The organism is Pseudomonas sp. PS02302 (genome assembly GCF_029959585.1).
Classification (GTDB): Bacteria; Pseudomonadota; Gammaproteobacteria; order Pseudomonadales; family Pseudomonadaceae; genus Chryseomonas; species Chryseomonas aestiva.
The window spans coordinates 64698-82285 of record NZ_JASCON010000002.1 but is presented as its reverse complement, the minus strand read 5'-3'; the positions used below and the strand labels follow the sequence as shown (position 1 = coordinate 82285).

Genomic DNA, 17588 nt, shown 5'->3' with positions numbered 1-17588 from the left:
CGGATCAGGCGCCGAGCAGCTTCTGCACCTGCAGATGGAGACGCTCGAGGGAGAACGGCTTGGTCAGCAAGGGGACCTTGCCCAGCAACGACGAGCCGGTATCGATGATTTCGGCGGGATAGCCGCTGATGAAGAGCACCTTGAGGTCAGGGCGCAGCTTGAGGGCAGGCTCGGCGATCATCACGCCGGAGACGTCGTCGGGGAGGCGGAAGTCGGTGATCAGCAGATCCAGGCGTGGGCGACCAGCCAGGATGCGAAAGGCTTCGACTGACGAGGGCGCCTGCAAGACGGTGTAGCCCAGTTCGGAAAGATAATCCGCCAGAATCATTAAAATCTGCGGCTCATCCTCGACAACCAGGACAACCTTGCTCTGTTCCGCACTCACCATCTGACCCCTGTACCCACACGCTCGGCTCCCTTGGACACAGGGGGCCTGCAAAGTTCCATTCAAGACACAGGTTCAGGGGGCACCGGACGTGCCAGCGCCCCCCTGGCCCTTATTGCTGTTGCTTCTGGCCTTGCTCGTTGAGCGTGGTCTTGCCAGCACCGGTCGCAGCGCCTGCGCCTTCACCGGTCTTCTGACCCGCCGGGGTGCCCATACCAGCGCTGTTGGCCTTCGGCGGATTGCCTGCGCTTTCGGTAGCAAAAGCAGCGCCACTGGCGGCGATCAGACCAGCAAACATCAAGGCAGAGATTTTCTTCGCGTTCATGGTAGGACTCCGGGTTGATTGGACACTGTTTAGGCAGGCCAAGCGCCGATTCGTTCTCTACCCGATGCCAGAGGCGATGTAACGGAATACTAAAGATTGTCTGGCAGGCATTCCAGCGGCGGGCAGGTGTGCCCGAGCAGCGCCGTGGCAAGGGCGCGCGTCCCAGAGCCGTTGTTAGTCTGGCTATTGCAGCGTCGAACCCGAAACCAGACGCGAGGCCTCCTCCACGCCTCCGCGTAGTGGGAAGGCCTCGACGTGCTCACCCCTAGACGGCGAATTCGCGCACCACGCGATTCAGTCCGCTGGCGAGTCTGGAGACCTCGGCACTGGCGCTGGCGGTCTGGGTGGCGCCCGTCGCGCTCTGGGTCGCCAGGTCACGGATACTGGTGATGTTGCGATCGATCTCCCGCGCCACCTGCGCCTGCTCTTCGGCGGCGGTAGCGATGACCGCATTGCGATCGTTGATCTGGGAGATGGATTCGGCGATCTGCTCCAGGGACACATTGGCCAGTTGGGCGACCGAAGTGGATTCACCCGCCAGTTGCTGACTCTCGGCCATGGCCCTGACGGCCTGGGAGGAATCATCCTGGATGGCGCCGATCATCTGCTCGATCTCGCGAGTCGACTGCTGGGTACGATGGGCCAGTGCCCGTACCTCGTCGGCGACCACGGCGAAACCCCGACCCTGCTCGCCCGCCCGGGCCGCCTCGATGGCGGCGTTCAGCGCCAGCAGGTTGGTCTGCTCGGCGATGGCGCGAATGACCTCAACCACGGCGTTGATGTCCTGGGCACGGGACGACAGGGCCTGGATCTGCTCGCTGGTACTGGCCACGTTCTGCGCCAGCGCCTCGATCGATTGCACTGTGCGGGTAACCTTGTCCAGGCCGTCGCTGGTCAGGGTCTGGGTATGCAACGAGGTGCTGGCCGCATCGGCGGCGTTGCGCGCGACCTCCTCCACCGCAGAACTCATCTCGGTGACGGCACTGGCCGCCTGGTTGACCTCGTCGTTCTGCCGCACATAACCGCGGCCGGCTTCGTCGATCACCGCGGTCATCTCTTCCGCGGCGGAGGCCAGCTGGGTCGAGCTGTCGGCGAGATGGGAAACGGTGTCGCGCAGATTGCCCTGCATCTGCGCCAGGGCCTGCAGCATGCCGGCCGCCTCGTCGCGACCGACCACAGTGATCCGCTCGGTGAGATCCTTGCGGGCGATCCGCTGGGCAATGCGCAGGGCTTCTCCCACCGGGAGGGTGATGCTGCGAATCAGCAGAGCCGCAAGCACGACGGTAGCCGCGATGGTCAGGCCGATCAGCCCATAGACCCAGAACAGGCCGTTGGTATAGGTGGCCCCCGCCACCTGACCCGCCGCCTGGGCACCGCGCTCGTTGAAGGCGCTCAGTTCGGCAATGGTCTTTTCCAGCGCGTTGGTGAGCGGACGGATCGAGGTATTGATCAGGAGGATGGCGCCTTCGTTGTCGCCGGCGCGCAGCTTGGGCTCGAAGGCATCCAGCAGCGTCCGATAGCTCTCGGCGCCCTTGACCACGGCGCCGTACAACTGGCGGTCTTCAGCGTCGGCCAGGGTCTTTTCGTAGTCCTTGACCGCCGTGAAGAAGGCATCGCGATAACCCGGAAAGGCCGCGACGGTCTGGGCCCGCAGCTGCGGATCCGATGTGGTGGTGGCCCTGAGACTTTCCAGGCGCAGCCGCAGCAATCCGCCACTCATCTTCGCCGCCAGCTGGTTGCCCGGCAGCCAGTTGGTCTCCACTTCCTGCTCCGCCTCGAAGAGCTTGCCCATCTGCACCACGGCGACGCCGCCGAGGGCGAAGACGATCAGGACGATGACGGAAAAGAACAGCACGGCGCGGGGCGCGACGTTGAGGCTGCGAAGACTCATGAGGGTTATCCCTAATAAAATGACTATTAGGGCTATCGGCGCAGCGGGGCCCGCTTAAGCCAGGGACGACGGACGGCCGCGAACCGCTTGCCAGCGGTCGCGGCGTCCATTGGGGATTACGCGAGCGTCAGAGCAATTGCAGCGGATAGTCGAAGATGACCCGCAACTGTGCAACCGAACCGCCGGTGGACGGCGAGCCGCGGTGCCAGGCCTGGCGGACCCGGATCGACAGCCCTTTGGCCGCTCCCGACTGCAGGACGTAGCGACCCTCCAGGTCGACTTCCCGCTCGTGCTCGTCTGCGCCGTAGAGCCCGCGATAGGCGCTGTTGGCCGGCAGATCGCGGCCATCGATACCGGAGCCCTCGAGGTAGCGGGTCATCAGGCTGAGGCCGGGCACGCCGAGCGTCTTGAAGCTGAGATCGTAGCGCGCTTGCCAGGAGCGTTCGCCAGGGGCATTGAAGTCGGAGAGCATCACGGCGTTGCCCAGGAGGATACCGCCACCGAGGCGATCGTTGTCGCCCAGGGCCACGTAGTCGAACGGCGTATCCCCATCGATCTGCTGCCAGCCCAGCGTGAAGGTGTGAGGTCCCTGGCTGAAGGCAGCGGCCAGGCTATAGGACGTATTGTCGATCGGGCCAGCCTTGGCCGCTCCGGTATCCCGCGTGTGATAGAGATTGGCATCGAAGGTCAGCGCCTGGGTGCTGGACAGCGCCTTCACCAGATTCAGGTTGCCGTAGTACTGGTTCCAGATGTCATCCAGCTGCGCCGCATAGAGCGACAGGCTGACCCCCTTGACCGGGCTGTACTTGCCACCGGTGAAATCGATGTGATCGGCACGCTGCCGCGCGTAGCCGGCCCAGAGATCTCCATCACGGTTGGTGCTGACCTGGTCGGTGGAAGAGGTGAAATGCCCTGCTTCCAGCAACAGATCTGTCACCTCGCTACTGAGCACGCTCCAACCCGTGGCGGTCTGCGGCAGCAGGCGACTGGTGCTGATGGCGAAGACCGGCGCCGTGGGCGCCTGTTGCCCATAGCGCACCACGGTATTGCCCAGGCGCAGCTTCAGCGCAGCACCGGCACGGGAATATTCATCAGCCGGCTCATTCCCGGCATGGACAGGCAAGTTACCGGTGCCGCGGCGCCCCGGGCCGGCATCGAGTTTGACGCCCAGATAGCCGAAAGCATCGACCCCGACCCCCACGGGGCCCGGCGTGAATCCTGACTGATAGTCCAGCAGGAAACCCTGAGTCCAGTCTTCCTGATTCGCTCGTCCGTTGGCGCGGTCACTGTTGAAGTAGAAGTTGCGTACCGTCAGCACTAGTTTGCTGTCGTCCACCAAGCCCTCGGCGAAGGCTGTCTTGCAGCCAAGCAGCAGCGTACAGCCGCCCACCACCCCAAACGTCCAGCGGCCGAAGAATCGGCTGAAACTGGTTAAATGGGTATTGGGTATCGCTCCTTTCTGATAACGCGAGCTTTGCATAACTTCCCCTATTCATTGTCGGCGACTACTAGTGGTTGAAGACGCGCAGCCAAACGCGCGCCGGAGAGCAAGGCCGCTCCGGCGTGGCTTGATAGGCGCGTTGAAAAGAGCCCGCACTCCCCAGTACGGGCTCTGAAATCAGGTCATAACGTTGGCGAATCGACTACTGGAAAGAAAAGACTGCGGACAGGAGCTTTACCGATCCCTTAAATCCGGAAAGAACGGATTTGCAGGCCGAATTATTTGAGCTCTCAAGATAACTCGAGACCTCGCTGGAACTATTCAGAAAAAGCCTTAGCAGTTCTCGCGCATAGCCAAGGGTGTAGGATTCAGTCATCAGGTAAATTTCACTGGTGGAGTTTTCTTTTGTACAGACACCGCTTTGCAATCAACTAGCGCAATCGATCAGCAACAGAGGCATGTCGAAACAGGATGCATAATGCTGCTTTTTATGTCCGTCGCCAGTCAACTAATACGACGTTGTTTCATCTAAAATTCAAATTCGGGCAGTTGCGCAAAGAAGGCGTTTACCGCGACTTGCTGCTCACATACTCAACAAACACCCCGCCCTGACCATAAAAAATCGGACGTATTATAAAAGCGCTCTAATTAAGCACTGGAGACTTGCGAACTAGGCATTACGCATCCCTAGCCAAACAAAGTTCGACGGAAACGGCTCGATCCAGTCGCTAATGGCGGCTGGTCGCTCGGAAAATCGCCATCCAGGCAGCTGTGTATCGGGTGCCATCCCTACGTTGTCAGCCAGGATCCCTCTCCAGTTACCCCTAACGGCATTGCCAAGAACTTGCAGTAAAGTAATACCAGGTTGAAACCTGCCACCGCCGAAGCAGGGTTTGGCCACCCTTGGCTATCTACCCGGCGCTTTTTACTGCATGCAGCGAGCCTCAGGAGGTTTGTTGCGCCCAACGCGCGACGGCGGCCGTCGCGAGTCAGACGAGACTGCCCATCAGCGCCGCCGGATCTGTCAGGTGGATGCGCCGATCGGCGACGGCGCCCACCAGGTCCTCGTCATGGCTGACCAGGAGGATGGCGGTTCCGGACTCCTCGGCGGTTTCGACCAGCAGCTCGATCATCTCCTTCTGGGTGATGAGGTCCAGCCGCGAGCTGGGCTCGTCAGCGAAGATCAGCGCCGGGCCGAGCAAGAGCACGCGCAGCAGGGAAAAGCGCTGCAACTCACCCCCGGAGATGTTGCCAGGCAGTCGATCCAGCAGGCGCTCGTCGAGACGCAGGCGCTGCATCAGCCGGCCAATCCGCGCTGTATCCAGCCGATGCAGCCGCACCAGATCCGCCAGCAGGTGGCGAATGGTCACCGAGGGCGCGAAGGTGGCCACCGGATCCTGGTGCAGCTTCTGGAAGGCGAAGCGACCGAGACCCGGCTGGCGGCGGATCGCACCCGCGCTGTGCGCGACCAGGCCAAGCAGGATGTCGCCGAGGGTCGACTTGCCGCAGCCAGACGGCCCCGTCACGCCGAGTATCTCTCCAGGCCGAACGCTAAAGGACAATCCCTCGAACAGCTGCTTGCCACCGCGCTGGGCGGCGAGGCCTTCCACCGTGACCACGGCTTCGTCGGTGATGGCTCGCGAGGTGCGTTTCGGCCACTGGGCGGGATCGGCGGCCAGCAGCTCACGGGTGTAGGCATGCTGCGGCTGGCCCAGCACCCGCTCGGCCGTACCGGCTTCGATGACCCGTCCCTTGCGCATGATCATCACCTCGCCACCCAGGCGGCGCGCGACTTCCAGGTCGTGGGTGATGATGAGCAGGCTGCCCCCCTCGGCCAGCATCGCCTTGAGCAGGTCGATGACCTCGTCGATGCGGTCGCGATCCAGCCCCTTGGTGGGCTCGTCGGCGATCAGCACTGGCGAGCCACCGGCATGGGTGGCGGCAAAGGCCAGGCGCTGGGCCATGCCCCCGGACAGCTGAAAGGGATACTTGCGCTCGGCGCCGGCCAGGCCCAGTCGCGCCAGATCCGCGCTGGCCCGGTCGCGGGCTTCGGCACGGGCAAGGCCGACCACCTGGGTGTAGGTCTCGGCGACCTGGGAGCGTGCCTTCATGGTCGGGTCCAGGCTCAGCCAGGGTTCCTGGGGCAGCACCGCCAGCCCCCTGCCCCAGTGCTTACGGCGACCGGCCCCGCGGCCTTCTTCGCTGAAGCCGTCCGCCAGGCCTATCTGCCCGTGGGCTTGCAGCCCCGCCGGCAGATTGCCCACGACGCCCTGGGCGAACAGGCTCTTGCCCGAGCCGGTCTCGCCGATGATCGACAGGACCTGCCCAGGCGCCAGGCGGATTGACAGCGGTTCCACCAGTTGCGCCTCGGCGGTACGGATCTCCAGCGCGGTGGTGGTGAGCAAGGCGGTCATGGCTTGCGGCCTCCGGTGATGAGCAGCAGCGACAGCACGGTCAGAAAGATCGCCAGGATCGGCAGGCCCATGACCAGGGGTGCCTCGGCGTAATAGGGCAGCAATTCGGTGATCATCAGACCCAGCTCGGCGGTGGGCGGGCGCACGCCGATGCTGACGAAACCCAGGGCGGCGATGGCCATGATGGTCGAGGCGGCGCCAAAGGCGGCGATGGTCAGGAGCAGCGGCGCCAGCTGCGGCCAGAGATGGCGGCGGACGATGTAGACAGGCCCGAAGCCCAGTAGCCCGCTGGCGGCCACCGCCGGCGAGGCCAGCACGGTGCGCGCCAGCGCCCGGGTCATACGGAAATACTCCACCCAGAGCACCAGGGCCACGGCGCTGTAGAGGGCGACGAAGGAGCCGGGAAACACCGCGACGATCAGCAGCACCAGCAGCAGACCCGGCAGGGCCAGGAACAGCTCGGCCAGCCCGCCCAGCAGCTTGTCGACCAGGCCGCCCTTCCAGGCGGCCAGGATGCCCAGCAGCACGCCGGGAATGGCGGCGGTGCAGACGCTGATAAAGGCCAGCCCCAGCGAAAAGCGGATGGCCACCGCCAGCCTCGCCAGCATGTCGCGACCCAGGTGATCGGTGCCCAGGGGATAGGCGCTGCTGGGCGCCGCCAGGATCGCCTCATAGTCCTGACGAGCAATATCGCCCGGCCAGAGCAGCGGGGTGAGTACGGCGAAGGCGATCAGCGTCGCCAGCAGGCCCAGGCCGAGACCGCGCGCGGAGGATTTGGCCGGAGGCGCCGCCGCAGCGAGGGTAGCGTCGAGATTCATGCGTTTCTCCCGCGCGGATCTATCAGGTGGTTGGCGAGATCGACCAGGGTATTGAGGACGACGAACAGCAGCCCCATCGCCAGGGCGGTACCCTGCACCATGGGCACGTCGCGCTGGACGATGGCGTGGACCAGTCCGTGGCCGATGCCCGGCCAGGCGAACAGCGTCTCCACCACCACCACACCCTCGATGAGATACACCAACTGCACGCCCAGGTAGGTCACCACCGGCACGCCGATATTGCGCAGGCCATGGCGCAGGAAGACACTGGCGCCTCTCAGGCCCTTGAGGCGACCGAAGCGGTAGTAGGCGGACGCGGCGACCTCCACCGTGGCGTCCCGAGCGACCCGCGACGACACCGCGGCCAGTCCCAGCGCCAGGGTCAGCGTAGGCAGGACGCTGTGCCAGAAGCTGCCGTGGCCGGCCGCCGGGAAGAGCTGCCAGGAAATGGCGAACAGCAGCACGAAGATCACGCCCAGGACGAATTGTGGCAGCGCGCGGAGCGCGATCGTCAGCACCAGCAGGCCGCGGTCCAGCAGACTCCCCGGACGCAGACCGGCCACCACGCCCAGCGGCGGGCCCAGTAGCAGCGACAGGCAGACGGCGCCAATGGCCAGGCGGATGGAGCTGCCCAATTCGTGGGCGACGACGTCCATCACCGGCTTGCCGGAGACCAGGGAATGGCCGAGATCCAGGGTCAGCAGATCGCCGATCCAGGCAAAGAAGCGCCACAGCAGGGGCTGATCCAGATTCAGCTCGGCCCGCACCGCCGCGGCCGCAGCGCTATCCACCAGGTCGTAGCCGTAACGCCCGGCCGCGATGCGGTAGGCGGCATCGCCCGGCAGCAGATTCATGAACAGGAAGGTGAGACCGCCGACCAGCAGGGCGACCAGCCCCGCCTGCAGCAGGCGAAAGGCGAGCAGGCGGGTCATGGGGTCCACCGCAGCCTGCTCAGGCCGAAGGTGCGCTCGAAGGGATCAATGGCGGCGCCTTCGACGGCATTGGACACGGCCATCGTCTGGCGATACCAGGCCACCGGAATCACCGGCAGGTCCCTTTGCACCTGCGCCATGGCCGCATAGCGCTGGCGCTGTTGCTCGGCCGGATCGTCGCTGGCCAGCAGCGCGGCCAGGGCCTGGTCGAAGGCCGGATTCTTCCAGCCCAGCGGACCCCATTCCGCACCGCCGTGGCCGAAGTCATTGAGCAGGGTGACCAGTGGATCAGGTACCAGGGCGAAGTTGCGGCCATAGAGTGCCAGTTGCAGCGAGCCATCGGTGTGCGCGGCCGGGATGGCACTGGAGTTCTGCACCGCGACCTCCACGTCCACGCCCACTTCGCGCAACTGCGCCTGCAGCGCGGTGGCGATCAGCGGCAGCTCGGGGCGATCCGAATAGGTCAGCAGCCTGAGCCTGAGCGGCGTGCCGTCCTTTTGCAGGATGCCATCGGATCCCGGTGTCCAGCCCTGCCCGGCCAGCAGCGTGCGCGACGCTGCCGGATCATAGGCAAGCGGCGCCAGCTCGGGGTCGTGCCAGGCAGGCACATTCCTGGCAAACAGCTGAGTCGCTCCGGTACCCGGCGCGCGCAACACGGCAGCGGCGACGCCTTCGCGCTGGATGGCCAGGCTGAGCGCCTGCCGTACTTCCACCGGCGCGGTGGCGCCGGCACCGGAGTTGGGGGTCAGCAGCACCACCCGCGGGACCGGCTCGATCAGCACCCTGAGACTGCGGGAGCGCTTGAGGCGGGCGATGCTGGGCGGATCGAGCTGGAACACCAGCTCGGCATCGCCGCTCTCGGCCATCAGGGTGCGGGTCTCACCGCGGCCCGCGGCCAGGTAGGAGGTCCTGGCGATCTCCGGCTTGGCGCCCCAGTAGCCCGCGAAGCGCTCGGCAGCCAGGCGTTGCGGCGGTTCCAGTAGGGTCAGCTGGTACGGCCCCGTGCCGATGATCTGCTGTACCTTGCCTTCGACGTCGTAGGCGGCCGGCGCCAGGATGTTGGTGGAGGAATGCGCCAGCAACGCCAGCAAGGGCTTGAAGGGTTTCGCCAACCGGATCACCACCTCGTTGCCGTCAGCCGTGACCGACGCCATACCCGCCTGCCTGAGCACCCCGGGCTTACCCCGCGCCGCATTGAGGGCAGCTGCCGCAGCCTCGGCCGTGAGTTCGCTGCCGTCATGGAACCTCACCCCCTGGCGCAGGGTGAGCCGCCAGGTCAGGCCATCCGCCGATTCGGTCCAGCGCACTGCCAGGCCAGGGATTGGCTGGCCCTGGGCATCGGCTTCGAGCAGCGTCTCGGTGATCTGCATGCGCTGGAAGACGAAGCCGGAAATCGACGGGTCCAGCCCACCGATCTCGAAGGGGCCGACCACATCGAAGACGCGTTCCTCCGCGCTGGACAGCGTCGGCACCAAGGTGACCAGGGTCGCCAACGCCGAAGCGGTCAGCGCTGAACGAAGGGTGCGGGATACCGGCATGACAGTCCTTAGCAAAGCGAAAACGCCGATACCCGCTACCGAAAGCAACGCATCGACCAAGCCAATGAAGGCGCACGTTATATCATAACGTTTTCGTGATAAGCCAAGACCTATCTGTGATGGCAACATCCTGAAACAGCTGAAGAATTTGTCGCGGAGCGGCGGCAGGCGATCGGGTCCAGACCGATTGGTCGTAGGCCGAGGTACTCGCCCCCACGGAAAGTGCTGGCGAGAAGGGAATCGAATGCCAGGTGATAGCGCAGACTGGACGGCCGTTGGCCGCCCTGCCCTGCGTCGCCGATCTCTACTCAGGCGGCCACGTTCAAGGTGCTGCCCGTGGCAATGCTGCTGCCGTTGCTGCCAATACTCTGGTACTGGCGCAATACCGCCTGGACCAGTTGCGTATAGGGGCTCGACGACGCCTGAGCGCTGGAATCGGCCTCGCTGTCCCCTTGCCCGTTCGCCTGCGGCGGTGGCGGCATGCGCGGACGCGCTGAACCGCCCGGTCCGGCGACGCTGGAATCGCCGGATTCCTCTGCGCCCCTTTGTCCCTGGGGTCCACCGGGCGGCGGTGCGAAGGCCGAAGCGAATTCGCTTTCGTCGACGCTGCCATCGCCATCCTGGTCGAGCATGCCGAGCAGCTTGTCGACGTCGATCGCCCCGCTCTCGTCGGTATTCGTCTGGGTATCGCTCGCCGCGCTGGCGGCGGTGGTAAGTTCGCTCTTGCTGATGGCGCCGTCGCCATCGCTGTCGAGCTTGCCGAACAGCGTCTTCAACGGATTGCCGTCTTCACCTCCGCTGACGCTATTTCCGGACGCTGTCGTAGCTGTGCCTCTGATCGCGCTGGCACTGCTGTAGTAGCTGGAGTAGCCACTGCCTATTCCGCTGATCATGGATGTCTCTCCCGGGAAATGCGGACATCAGTGTTCCGCTCCGCCCAGTATCCGCCGGGCAGATGTCAGCCATTTGGTCACTTTGTATGCCCGGCGATACATCAGGGGCGTGGCAGCACCACCTGGCAGGTCAGGCCGCCGCCGGGCGTTTCCCCGAGGGTCAGCTCGCCGCCCATGTGCGCCGCCGCTTCCCGGGCGATGGCCAGTCCCAGCCCGGTCCCACCAGAGGATCGATTGCGCGAGCCCTCCAGGCGATAGAAGGGTTCGAACACAGCTTCCCGATACTGGGCCGGTATCCCCGGCCCGCGGTCGAGGATGGAGATCAGCAGCCGCTCCGGCTGCTCGCTCAGGCGGATCTCGGCCTGGCCGGCGTAGCGCAGGGCGTTCTGCAGCAGATTGCCCAGGCAGGAGCGCAATGCCATAGGCGCCACCTTCCACGGCTGGCAGCTGCCCTCGACAGCGACCTGGGCGCCCTCCTCGGCCGCGTCTTCGGCCATGGCCTCGACCAGCGCCTGAACGTCGCAGAGGATGGGGCGCTCCTGACGGTGCTGTTCGCGGAGGTACTTCAGGGTGCCGTCGAGCAACTCGATCATGTCATCCACGTCCTGGCTGACCCGGGCATGCAGGCGCGGATCGTCGATGTCCTCGATGCGCAGCTTCACCCGCGCCAGGGGCGTGCGCAGGTCATGGGAGATGGCCGTGAGCATGCGCCCACGCTGCTGGAGCTGTTGGAGCAGATGCTGGTGCATGCGGTTGAGCGCCCGTGCGGCCTCGCGGGTCTCCCAGGGCCCGGTGACGGGAATGGGCGAGCCATCGAGGTTGTGGCTCAAATGTTCGGCGGTTTCGGTCAATTGGCGCAGCGGCCGAGTCAGCAACCGTGCACCGAGCCAGGCGGCGATCACCAGCGAGCCCAGTTGGAAGATCAGCGGGCCGCCCAGAAACCACTCGATGCGCCGCCAGACGCCGGGCTCCCGGTGCGGGAAAGGCCCGGGCGGCGGTGGCCGATCGAAGGCGGCTTCGCCCTCCATGGGTGGCGGCGGTGGCGGCGGTCGCTCGCCGAGTCCATGCCGAAACCAGAAGAAAGCCAGCAGGTGGCCCAGCAGAATGGCCAGCAGAAAGACCGCGAACAGGCGGGCGAACAGCGTATCCAGGCGACGCACGGCTAGTGCCCTACCTGCCTGGCATCGAACAGATAGCCCTCGCCGCGCACCGTCTTGATCAACTGCGGCGCGCGGGGATCGTCGCCCAGCTTGCTGCGCAGCCGCGACACCTGCAGATCGATGCTGCGATCGAAGGCCTCGATCGCCCTGCCGCGGGTGGCGTCGAGCAACTGCTCGCGGCTCAGGACCTGGCGCGGCTGCTCGATGAAGACCCACAGCAGCCGCACCTCGGCATTGGACAGGGGTACCATCATCCCGGCCGGCGAGTGCAGCTGATGCAGGACGCCATCGAGTTTCCAGCCATCGAAGCTGATACTGGTCCGCGGCGCCTTGCGCTGGGGCACGCGGCCATCCTGGGTCCGGCGCAGCACCGACTGGATCCGCGCGACCAGTTCCCGGGGCTCGAAGGGCTTGGCCATATAGTCGTCGGCGCCCAGCTCCAGGCCAATGATGCGATCCGCCGGCTCGCACTGGGCGGTCAGCATCAGGATGGGAATGCCACTGTCGCGCCGCAGCGAACGACAGAGGGAAAGCCCGTCCTCCCCTGGCAGCATCAGATCCAGCACCACCAGATCGAAGGCCTCCTCCGCCAGCGCCCGGCGCATCTCCAGGCCGTCACCCACCCCCCGGGCGTTGATGCTGAAACGCGCCAGATAGCCGCAGATCAACTCACGGATCGACGGATCGTCATCCACCAGCAGGATGCGCGAGGTCCAGCGCGGGGATTCGGATGACAGCGACATCGGGGCTACCTGAACAGTCGGACGATCTGGAAGTGCATGCTAGCCGCTCCGCCCGCGAGGCAGCTACGGGCTGGCATGTAGCCTTGTGTAAAGGTGGTCAAGGGGTGGATACGGAAGACGAGGCCGGCCAGGCCCTTGAACCCCGCGCCAGTCGAGAGGGCGTTCGCCTACCAGAGTAATCGCGATTGCGAAGCCGCCCGTTCGATGGTAAATCGGACAGATCGCCCTCGCTGCCGTGGTTGTCCCAGGCAATGGCGCCGTCAAGTACAGCACTTCCGGGCCTATTGCGGCTCAGCACTGGTTGGGCTAACGCCCGGCCACCTTTGTTGCGCCTCCTTTCGGAACGCCTTCCTTGACGAGCAGATCAGCCGTATTGGCCAGCCCTGAAACCAATCCCGAGCCCGTCGCGCTCAATGTCCTGCTGCAAGCCTGCGGCCAGGGCAATCGCCTGGCCTTCGAAACGCTCTACCGCGTGACCTCGAGCAGGCTGTTCGGCGTCTGCCTGCACTACGTGGGAGACCGTGCGGAGACGGAAGAGGTCCTGCAGGAGGCCTATACCGCCATCTGGCTCAAGGCCGGTACCTTTGACGCCACACGTTCCAGCGCCCTGACCTGGATGGCGACCCTGGCGCGACACAAGGCCATCGATCGACGTCGCGCCCAGCATCGTCACGAGCCGCTCGACAGCCTGGCCGAGTGGCCGGCAACCCAGTCCGTCGCCGAAGATTTCGAAGCCCATCGCCAGCGTCGCCAGATCGAGCTCTGCCTGAAAACCCTGGGCAAGGACCAGCAGACCTATATCCGGGTCGCCTTTTTCGAGGGCTATTCCTATGCCGAACTGGCCGCCCGCCACAGTATCGCGCTCGGCACGATGAAAAGCTGGATTCGGCGTGGCCTCCTGCAACTGCGCGCGTGCCTGGGCCTATGAACGACAAGGAGATCCCACCTTCCGAGCGACAGGCGCTGCTCGTCGCGGAATACGCCCTGGGCGTACTGTCCGCGGAAGAACGCCTGCAGGTGGAAGAGCTCGTGCGGCAGGATCCCGAACACCAGGCGCAACTGGCGGCCTGGCAACGGCATTTCGCCGACTGGCTCAACGAGTTTCCGGTCGTCGAACCGCCGGCTCACGTCTGGCAAGGTATCCAGCAACGGCTCTTCCCGACGGAGGAACCGGCAGCCAGCCCAGGCCGCCGCTGGAACAACCCGCGCCTGTGGCGCTGGACGACCGGGCTGGCGCTGGCCGCCACCCTCGTGCTGGCGCTGCTTGTGCTAGTGCGTCCGGTCCAGGTTGCGGCGCCCGCCCTGCTCGCCCGACTGGAACAGAGCAACGGCAGCCTGGCGTTCAGCGTCACCCTGCAGGGCGACGGCAGACAACTGCTGTTCGTGCCCACCGGCAAGCCGGATTGGCCAGACAGGAGCGCCGAGGCCTGGATCATCACGACGGATGGCAAGCCCCACTCGCTGGGCCTGCTCGACGACGCCAAGGGCGTAACCCTGCCCGTGCCCGCCGGACTCGCATCGGCACTGACGCCAGGGACGGTACTGGCGGTCTCCCTTGAGCCGCCAGCCGGTTCGCCGACAGGCTTGCCGACGGGACCGGTCATCGCCCAGGGAAAAATAATCGCGCTTTGATGCATCCGTTTGCCGGGCTGCTCCGTACATTCATCACCCTCATCCGGAGGGCCGAAGAACTCAGGAGACGCAACATGCACACCTTGCTCAAGCGTATCGCCGTGGTAGCCAGTCTCGCGATCCTAGGTGCCACCGCCCCGCTCAGCTTCGCTGCCGATACCGTCATGGTCGGTGGCGCGCCCATGTACCCCTCCAAGACCATCGTCGAGAACGCGGTCAACTCCAAGGACCACACCACGCTGGTGGCGGCCGTCAAGGCGGCGGGCCTGGTCGACACCCTCAACGGCAGCGGTCCCTTCACCGTCTTCGCCCCGACCAACGAAGCCTTTGCCAAGCTGCCCGCCGGCACCGTCGATACCCTGGTAAAGCCCGAGCACAAGGCCGACCTGACCAAGATCCTGACCTACCACGTGGTGCCCGGCACCCACACCGCCAAACAACTGATGGCCGAGGCCAAGATGCATGGCGGCATGACCAAGCTGAAAACCGTCCAGGGCGAAGACCTGACCGTGAAGCTGCATGACGGCAAGCTCTGGCTGGTCGACGCCAAGGGCGGCAAGGCCGCCGTCACCATCGCCGACGTGATGCAGTCCAACGGCGTGATCCACGTGGTCGATACCGTGCTGATGCCGAAGTAAGCGGCAGGCGGTATGCGGACACCTGTGAGGGGTGTCCGCTTCTATTTGACATCGACTGGCGGGCGGTTGCCACTTCCATCGCAAGCCATGCCAGACCGCATTCCGGCTAGTCAGCTACGCAAGACGCGCCCGGCTCTCGTACCTCCTGGATGCTCGACGAAATAACCATCTGCGAAGTCAAAAGGCAGCTTAGATGCGATCATGCCGCCGACCAGCGTACATAGATGGAGATTTCGATGAAGCGGAGCACCTGGACCCTCTGGGCTATTGTAGGGGCGGGACTGGCTTTTGTAGCGGTAGACCAACTGATTAAGCTCGCTGCATTGGCTCAACTTGCGGCAATCTCCTATCGGCTTGGCACCTCCAGCCTATGGATGGATGTGGTCCTGAGTCTGAATCCTGGCGCCTTCCTCAGCATCGGTCAGGATCTGCCACAGACAGTGAAATCAGTGATATTCCTTTGCGCACTGGCAGCTGTGGCAGGCGTTATCTACTGGGCGCTCTCGCATTGGCAGCAGTCCCCAGGTCGCTCGGCGGCGTTGTATCTGATCGCTCTTGGAGGCGGTTCGAACCTCATCGATAGATGCTTTCGCGATGGCCACGTTGTCGACTACCTGGTCCTGAACCTAGGTTCACTCCATACGGGCGTTTTCAACCTCGCAGACGTAGCGATCATGGCAGGTGTAGCCTACCTGGCCCTGTCAGGATTTTCGAAAGAACAGAAGGCGCTAGCCTGATCTGCGAAGACGACGACCAGCACGGTAACTGCAGGGCTGCTCGCGAGAGCCACGACGCCATGCGGGCCTTCTGCCACGACATCTACAGCGCTAAAAAGCAGGAGGCCATTGCCGGCGGTGGCGACAACGTGAAGGACCTGCGCCACACCTTCGCCTACCAACTCGTCCCGGGCCGTCCTGAGCTCATGCCCGAACTCACCTACCCCCTGCAGGGCGTGAAGGCCGAGTATCTGGTACGGAGGAAGCGCGCAGCACAGCTTCATCGCAGACGGCGGCTACACCATCCGCCTCGAGCTGGAAGCCAAGCTGCCGGAAGCTAGACCGCCAGCTGATACATGTGTATTTTCGTATATACGGATTTTCATATATTCAAGGCTCCGGCTATGTCCCCCACCAGCTTCTTCAAATGTCTCGCTGACGATACGCGCGGGCGCATCATGCTCATGCTCTGCGCCGAAGCGGAATTGTGCGTGTGCGAACTCATCCACGCGCTCGATGACAGCCAGCCGAAAGTCTCACGCCACCTTGCGCAGCTACGCGCCTGCGGATTGCTTGAGGATCGGCGCCAAGGACAGTGGATCTACTACCGGCTGCACCCCCAACTACCCGCCTGGGCCCGGGAGGTTCTGGAGCTGACGCTCAGGACAAACCTGCCGTGGGTACAGCCTCAGATGGATCGCCTCGCCGCAATGGACAGCCGGCCTACCAGGCAGGCTGCTTGCTGCCCGCCAGGCGCGGTGGAGACCGCGTCATGCTGATTGCTGCATCGATCTTCGTTCTGACCCTGGTACTGGTGATCTGGCAACCGAGAGGGCTTGGCGTGGGCTGGAGCGCAGCGGGCGGTGCGGTACTGGCGCTACTGACGGGCACCGTCAGCCTGGCCGACGTCCCCGTTGTCTGGAACATCGTCTGGAATGCGACGGCTACCTTCATCGCCGTGATCATCATCAGCCTGGTGCTGGATGAAGCGGGCTTTTTCGAGTGGACAGCGCTCCATGTCGCCCGCTGGGGACGCGGCAACTCAGGCAGGCTGTTCGCCTACATGATCCTGCTGGGCGCAGTCGTGTCCGCCCTGTTCGCCAACGACGGCGCAGCCCTCATCCTGACACCCATCGTGATCGCCATGCTGGTAGCGCTGCGCTTCAGTCCGGCCTCGACGCTTGCCTTCGTCATGGCTGCGGGCTTCATCGCCGATACGGCCAGCCTCCCACTGGTGGTGTCCAACTTGGTCAACATCGTCTCCGCTGACTTCTTTCAGATCGGCTTCGGCGAATACGCCTCGATCATGTGGCCGGTCAATATCGTCAGCGTCGCCGCGACGCTATTGATGCTGTGGCTGTTCTACCGCAAGGACATCCCGGCGTCTTACGACCCGCACGCGCTCGAACAGCCGCAGAACGCCATTCGCGATCGCGCTACCTTCCATGCGGGATGGTGGATCCTGGGTTTCCTCCTGGTCGGGCTATTCGCCCTGGAGCCGCTCGGGATTCCGATCAGTGCAGTGGCAGCGGTCTGTGCAGCTGTGCTGCTCGTCATCGCCGGCAAGGGATCGGTCATCTCCACACGCCAGGTACTGGCCAATGCCCCCTGGCAGGTCGTGCTCTTCTCGCTGGGCATGTACCTGGTGATCTACGGCCTGCGCAATGCGGGGCTCACCGAAGCCCTTTCCTCCCTGCTCAACACCTTCGCCAGTCATGGCCTGTGGTCGGCCACCCTGGCCACCGGCCTCACCGCTGCGCTGCTCTCCTCGATCATGAACAACATGCCCAGCGTCTTGATCGGCGCCCTGTCCATCCAGGGCAGTGAGGCCAGCGGGGTCGTCCAGCAGGCCATGATCTACGCCAACGTCATCGGGTGCGATCTGGGTCCGAAGATCACGCCGATCGGCAGCCTGGCCACCCTGCTCTGGCTCCACGTCCTGGCCCAGAAAGGCATCCGGATCACCTGGGGCTACTACTTCCGAGTGGGCTGCGTGCTCACCTTTCCCATCCTGATCGCCACCCTCGCCGCCCTGGCCGTGCGCCTCAGCATTCATCCGTAG

17 protein-coding genes and 2 pseudogenes are annotated in these 17588 nt (G+C 64.6%); 7 read left to right on the top strand and 12 right to left on the bottom strand.

The window, feature by feature from the left end; genetic code table 11:
- Positions 1–4 precede the first annotated feature (4 nt).
- The 12 genes and pseudogenes from QMX82_RS01340 to QMX82_RS01290 form a co-directional block, all read right to left on the bottom strand.
- A complete protein-coding gene (locus tag QMX82_RS01340) occupies positions 5–388 on the bottom strand; it encodes a response regulator (protein WP_442969364.1) in 384 nt (127 codons plus the stop codon).
- A gap of 109 nt (positions 389–497) precedes the next feature.
- Positions 498–710 (bottom strand): hypothetical protein, encoded by a 213-nt coding sequence (locus QMX82_RS01335; RefSeq protein ID WP_187979297.1) that lies wholly within the window; start codon positions 708–710, stop codon positions 498–500.
- A gap of 265 nt (positions 711–975) precedes the next feature.
- The gene (locus QMX82_RS25850; protein ID WP_442969365.1) at positions 976–1764 is read right to left on the bottom strand and encodes a methyl-accepting chemotaxis protein; all 789 of its coding nucleotides are present in this window, start codon (positions 1762–1764) and stop codon (positions 976–978) included.
- Between the two features lie 66 nt (positions 1765–1830).
- Positions 1831–2601: pseudogene (locus tag QMX82_RS25845) on the bottom strand (MCP four helix bundle domain-containing protein); the annotation flags it as partial.
- Positions 2602–2728: 127 nt separating this feature from the next.
- Positions 2729–3937: an OprD family porin gene (locus QMX82_RS01325; RefSeq protein ID WP_282280921.1), complete on the bottom strand. Its 1209-nt coding sequence runs from the start codon at positions 3935–3937 to the stop codon at positions 2729–2731.
- A gap of 1094 nt (positions 3938–5031) precedes the next feature.
- Entirely contained in the window at positions 5032–6456 is a 1425-nt protein-coding gene (locus tag QMX82_RS01320; protein WP_208691253.1) for an ABC transporter ATP-binding protein, read from the bottom strand.
- On the bottom strand, positions 6453–7274 hold the full coding sequence (locus QMX82_RS01315; protein WP_282280920.1) for an ABC transporter permease: 822 nt from the start codon (positions 7272–7274) through the stop codon (positions 6453–6455). The genes QMX82_RS01320 and QMX82_RS01315 overlap by 4 nt, the downstream gene beginning before the upstream one ends.
- Entirely contained in the window at positions 7271–8206 is a 936-nt protein-coding gene (locus QMX82_RS01310) for an ABC transporter permease (protein WP_282280919.1), read from the bottom strand. The genes QMX82_RS01315 and QMX82_RS01310 overlap by 4 nt, the downstream gene beginning before the upstream one ends.
- Entirely contained in the window at positions 8203–9744 is a 1542-nt protein-coding gene (locus tag QMX82_RS01305) for an ABC transporter substrate-binding protein (protein WP_282280918.1), read from the bottom strand. Before QMX82_RS01305 ends, QMX82_RS01310 begins: the two co-directional genes overlap by 4 nt.
- Positions 9745–10052: 308 nt before the next feature.
- Positions 10053–10637: an EF-hand domain-containing protein gene (locus QMX82_RS01300; protein WP_282280917.1), complete on the bottom strand. Its 585-nt coding sequence runs from the start codon at positions 10635–10637 to the stop codon at positions 10053–10055.
- Between the two features lie 101 nt (positions 10638–10738).
- On the bottom strand, positions 10739–11797 hold the full coding sequence (locus tag QMX82_RS01295; RefSeq protein ID WP_282280916.1) for an ATP-binding protein: 1059 nt from the start codon (positions 11795–11797) through the stop codon (positions 10739–10741).
- Between the two features lie 2 nt (positions 11798–11799).
- The gene (locus tag QMX82_RS01290) at positions 11800–12540 is read right to left on the bottom strand and encodes a response regulator (RefSeq protein ID WP_282280915.1); all 741 of its coding nucleotides are present in this window, start codon (positions 12538–12540) and stop codon (positions 11800–11802) included.
- A gap of 373 nt (positions 12541–12913) precedes the next feature.
- Between QMX82_RS01290 and QMX82_RS01285 the strand changes: the two genes are divergently transcribed.
- From QMX82_RS01285 to QMX82_RS01255, 7 genes and pseudogenes are all read left to right on the top strand, one after another.
- Positions 12914–13468 (top strand): sigma-70 family RNA polymerase sigma factor, encoded by a 555-nt coding sequence (locus QMX82_RS01285; protein WP_208694969.1) that lies wholly within the window; start codon positions 12914–12916, stop codon positions 13466–13468.
- Entirely contained in the window at positions 13465–14172 is a 708-nt protein-coding gene (locus tag QMX82_RS01280) for an anti-sigma factor (RefSeq protein WP_208691260.1), read from the top strand. The genes QMX82_RS01285 and QMX82_RS01280 overlap by 4 nt, the downstream gene beginning before the upstream one ends.
- Before the next feature lie 74 nt (positions 14173–14246).
- Positions 14247–14810 (top strand): fasciclin domain-containing protein, encoded by a 564-nt coding sequence (locus QMX82_RS01275; RefSeq protein ID WP_187979306.1) that lies wholly within the window; start codon positions 14247–14249, stop codon positions 14808–14810.
- 236 nt (positions 14811–15046) lie between these two features.
- On the top strand, positions 15047–15547 hold the full coding sequence (lspA, locus tag QMX82_RS01270; RefSeq protein ID WP_282280914.1) for a signal peptidase II: 501 nt from the start codon (positions 15047–15049) through the stop codon (positions 15545–15547).
- Between the two features lie 8 nt (positions 15548–15555).
- Positions 15556–15862, top strand: a pseudogene (locus QMX82_RS01265) (phage late control D family protein); the annotation flags it as partial.
- A 68-nt stretch (positions 15863–15930) separates the two neighbouring features.
- Complete coding sequence (locus QMX82_RS01260; RefSeq protein WP_208691262.1) at positions 15931–16305, top strand: metalloregulator ArsR/SmtB family transcription factor; 375 nt, start codon at positions 15931–15933, stop codon at positions 16303–16305.
- Positions 16299–17588, top strand: a complete 1290-nt coding sequence (locus QMX82_RS01255) for an arsenic transporter (RefSeq protein ID WP_282280913.1) — start codon at positions 16299–16301, stop codon at positions 17586–17588. The genes QMX82_RS01260 and QMX82_RS01255 overlap by 7 nt, the downstream gene beginning before the upstream one ends.

Coding starts and splice junctions, on each gene's coding strand:
- QMX82_RS01340 (WP_442969364.1), bottom strand. CDS start 388: ATGGTGAGTGCGGAACAGAGCAAGGTTGTCCTGGTTGTCGAGGATGAG.
- QMX82_RS01335 (WP_187979297.1), bottom strand. CDS start 710: ATGAACGCGAAGAAAATCTCTGCCTTGATGTTTGCTGGTCTGATCGCC.
- QMX82_RS25850 (WP_442969365.1), bottom strand. CDS start 1,764: ATGACCGCGGTGATCGACGAAGCCGGCCGCGGTTATGTGCGGCAGAAC.
- QMX82_RS01320 (WP_208691253.1), bottom strand. CDS start 6,456: ATGACCGCCTTGCTCACCACCACCGCGCTGGAGATCCGTACCGCCGAG.
- QMX82_RS01315 (WP_282280920.1), bottom strand. CDS start 7,274: ATGAATCTCGACGCTACCCTCGCTGCGGCGGCGCCTCCGGCCAAATCC.
- QMX82_RS01310 (WP_282280919.1), bottom strand. CDS start 8,206: ATGACCCGCCTGCTCGCCTTTCGCCTGCTGCAGGCGGGGCTGGTCGCC.
- QMX82_RS01305 (WP_282280918.1), bottom strand. CDS start 9,744: ATGCCGGTATCCCGCACCCTTCGTTCAGCGCTGACCGCTTCGGCGTTG.
- QMX82_RS01300 (WP_282280917.1), bottom strand. CDS start 10,637: ATGATCAGCGGAATAGGCAGTGGCTACTCCAGCTACTACAGCAGTGCC.
- QMX82_RS01290 (WP_282280915.1), bottom strand. CDS start 12,540: ATGTCGCTGTCATCCGAATCCCCGCGCTGGACCTCGCGCATCCTGCTG.
- QMX82_RS01280 (WP_208691260.1), top strand. CDS start 13,465: ATGAACGACAAGGAGATCCCACCTTCCGAGCGACAGGCGCTGCTCGTC.
- QMX82_RS01275 (WP_187979306.1), top strand. CDS start 14,247: ATGCACACCTTGCTCAAGCGTATCGCCGTGGTAGCCAGTCTCGCGATC.
- lspA (WP_282280914.1), top strand. CDS start 15,047: ATGAAGCGGAGCACCTGGACCCTCTGGGCTATTGTAGGGGCGGGACTG.
- QMX82_RS01260 (WP_208691262.1), top strand. CDS start 15,931: ATGTCCCCCACCAGCTTCTTCAAATGTCTCGCTGACGATACGCGCGGG.
- QMX82_RS01255 (WP_282280913.1), top strand. CDS start 16,299: ATGCTGATTGCTGCATCGATCTTCGTTCTGACCCTGGTACTGGTGATC.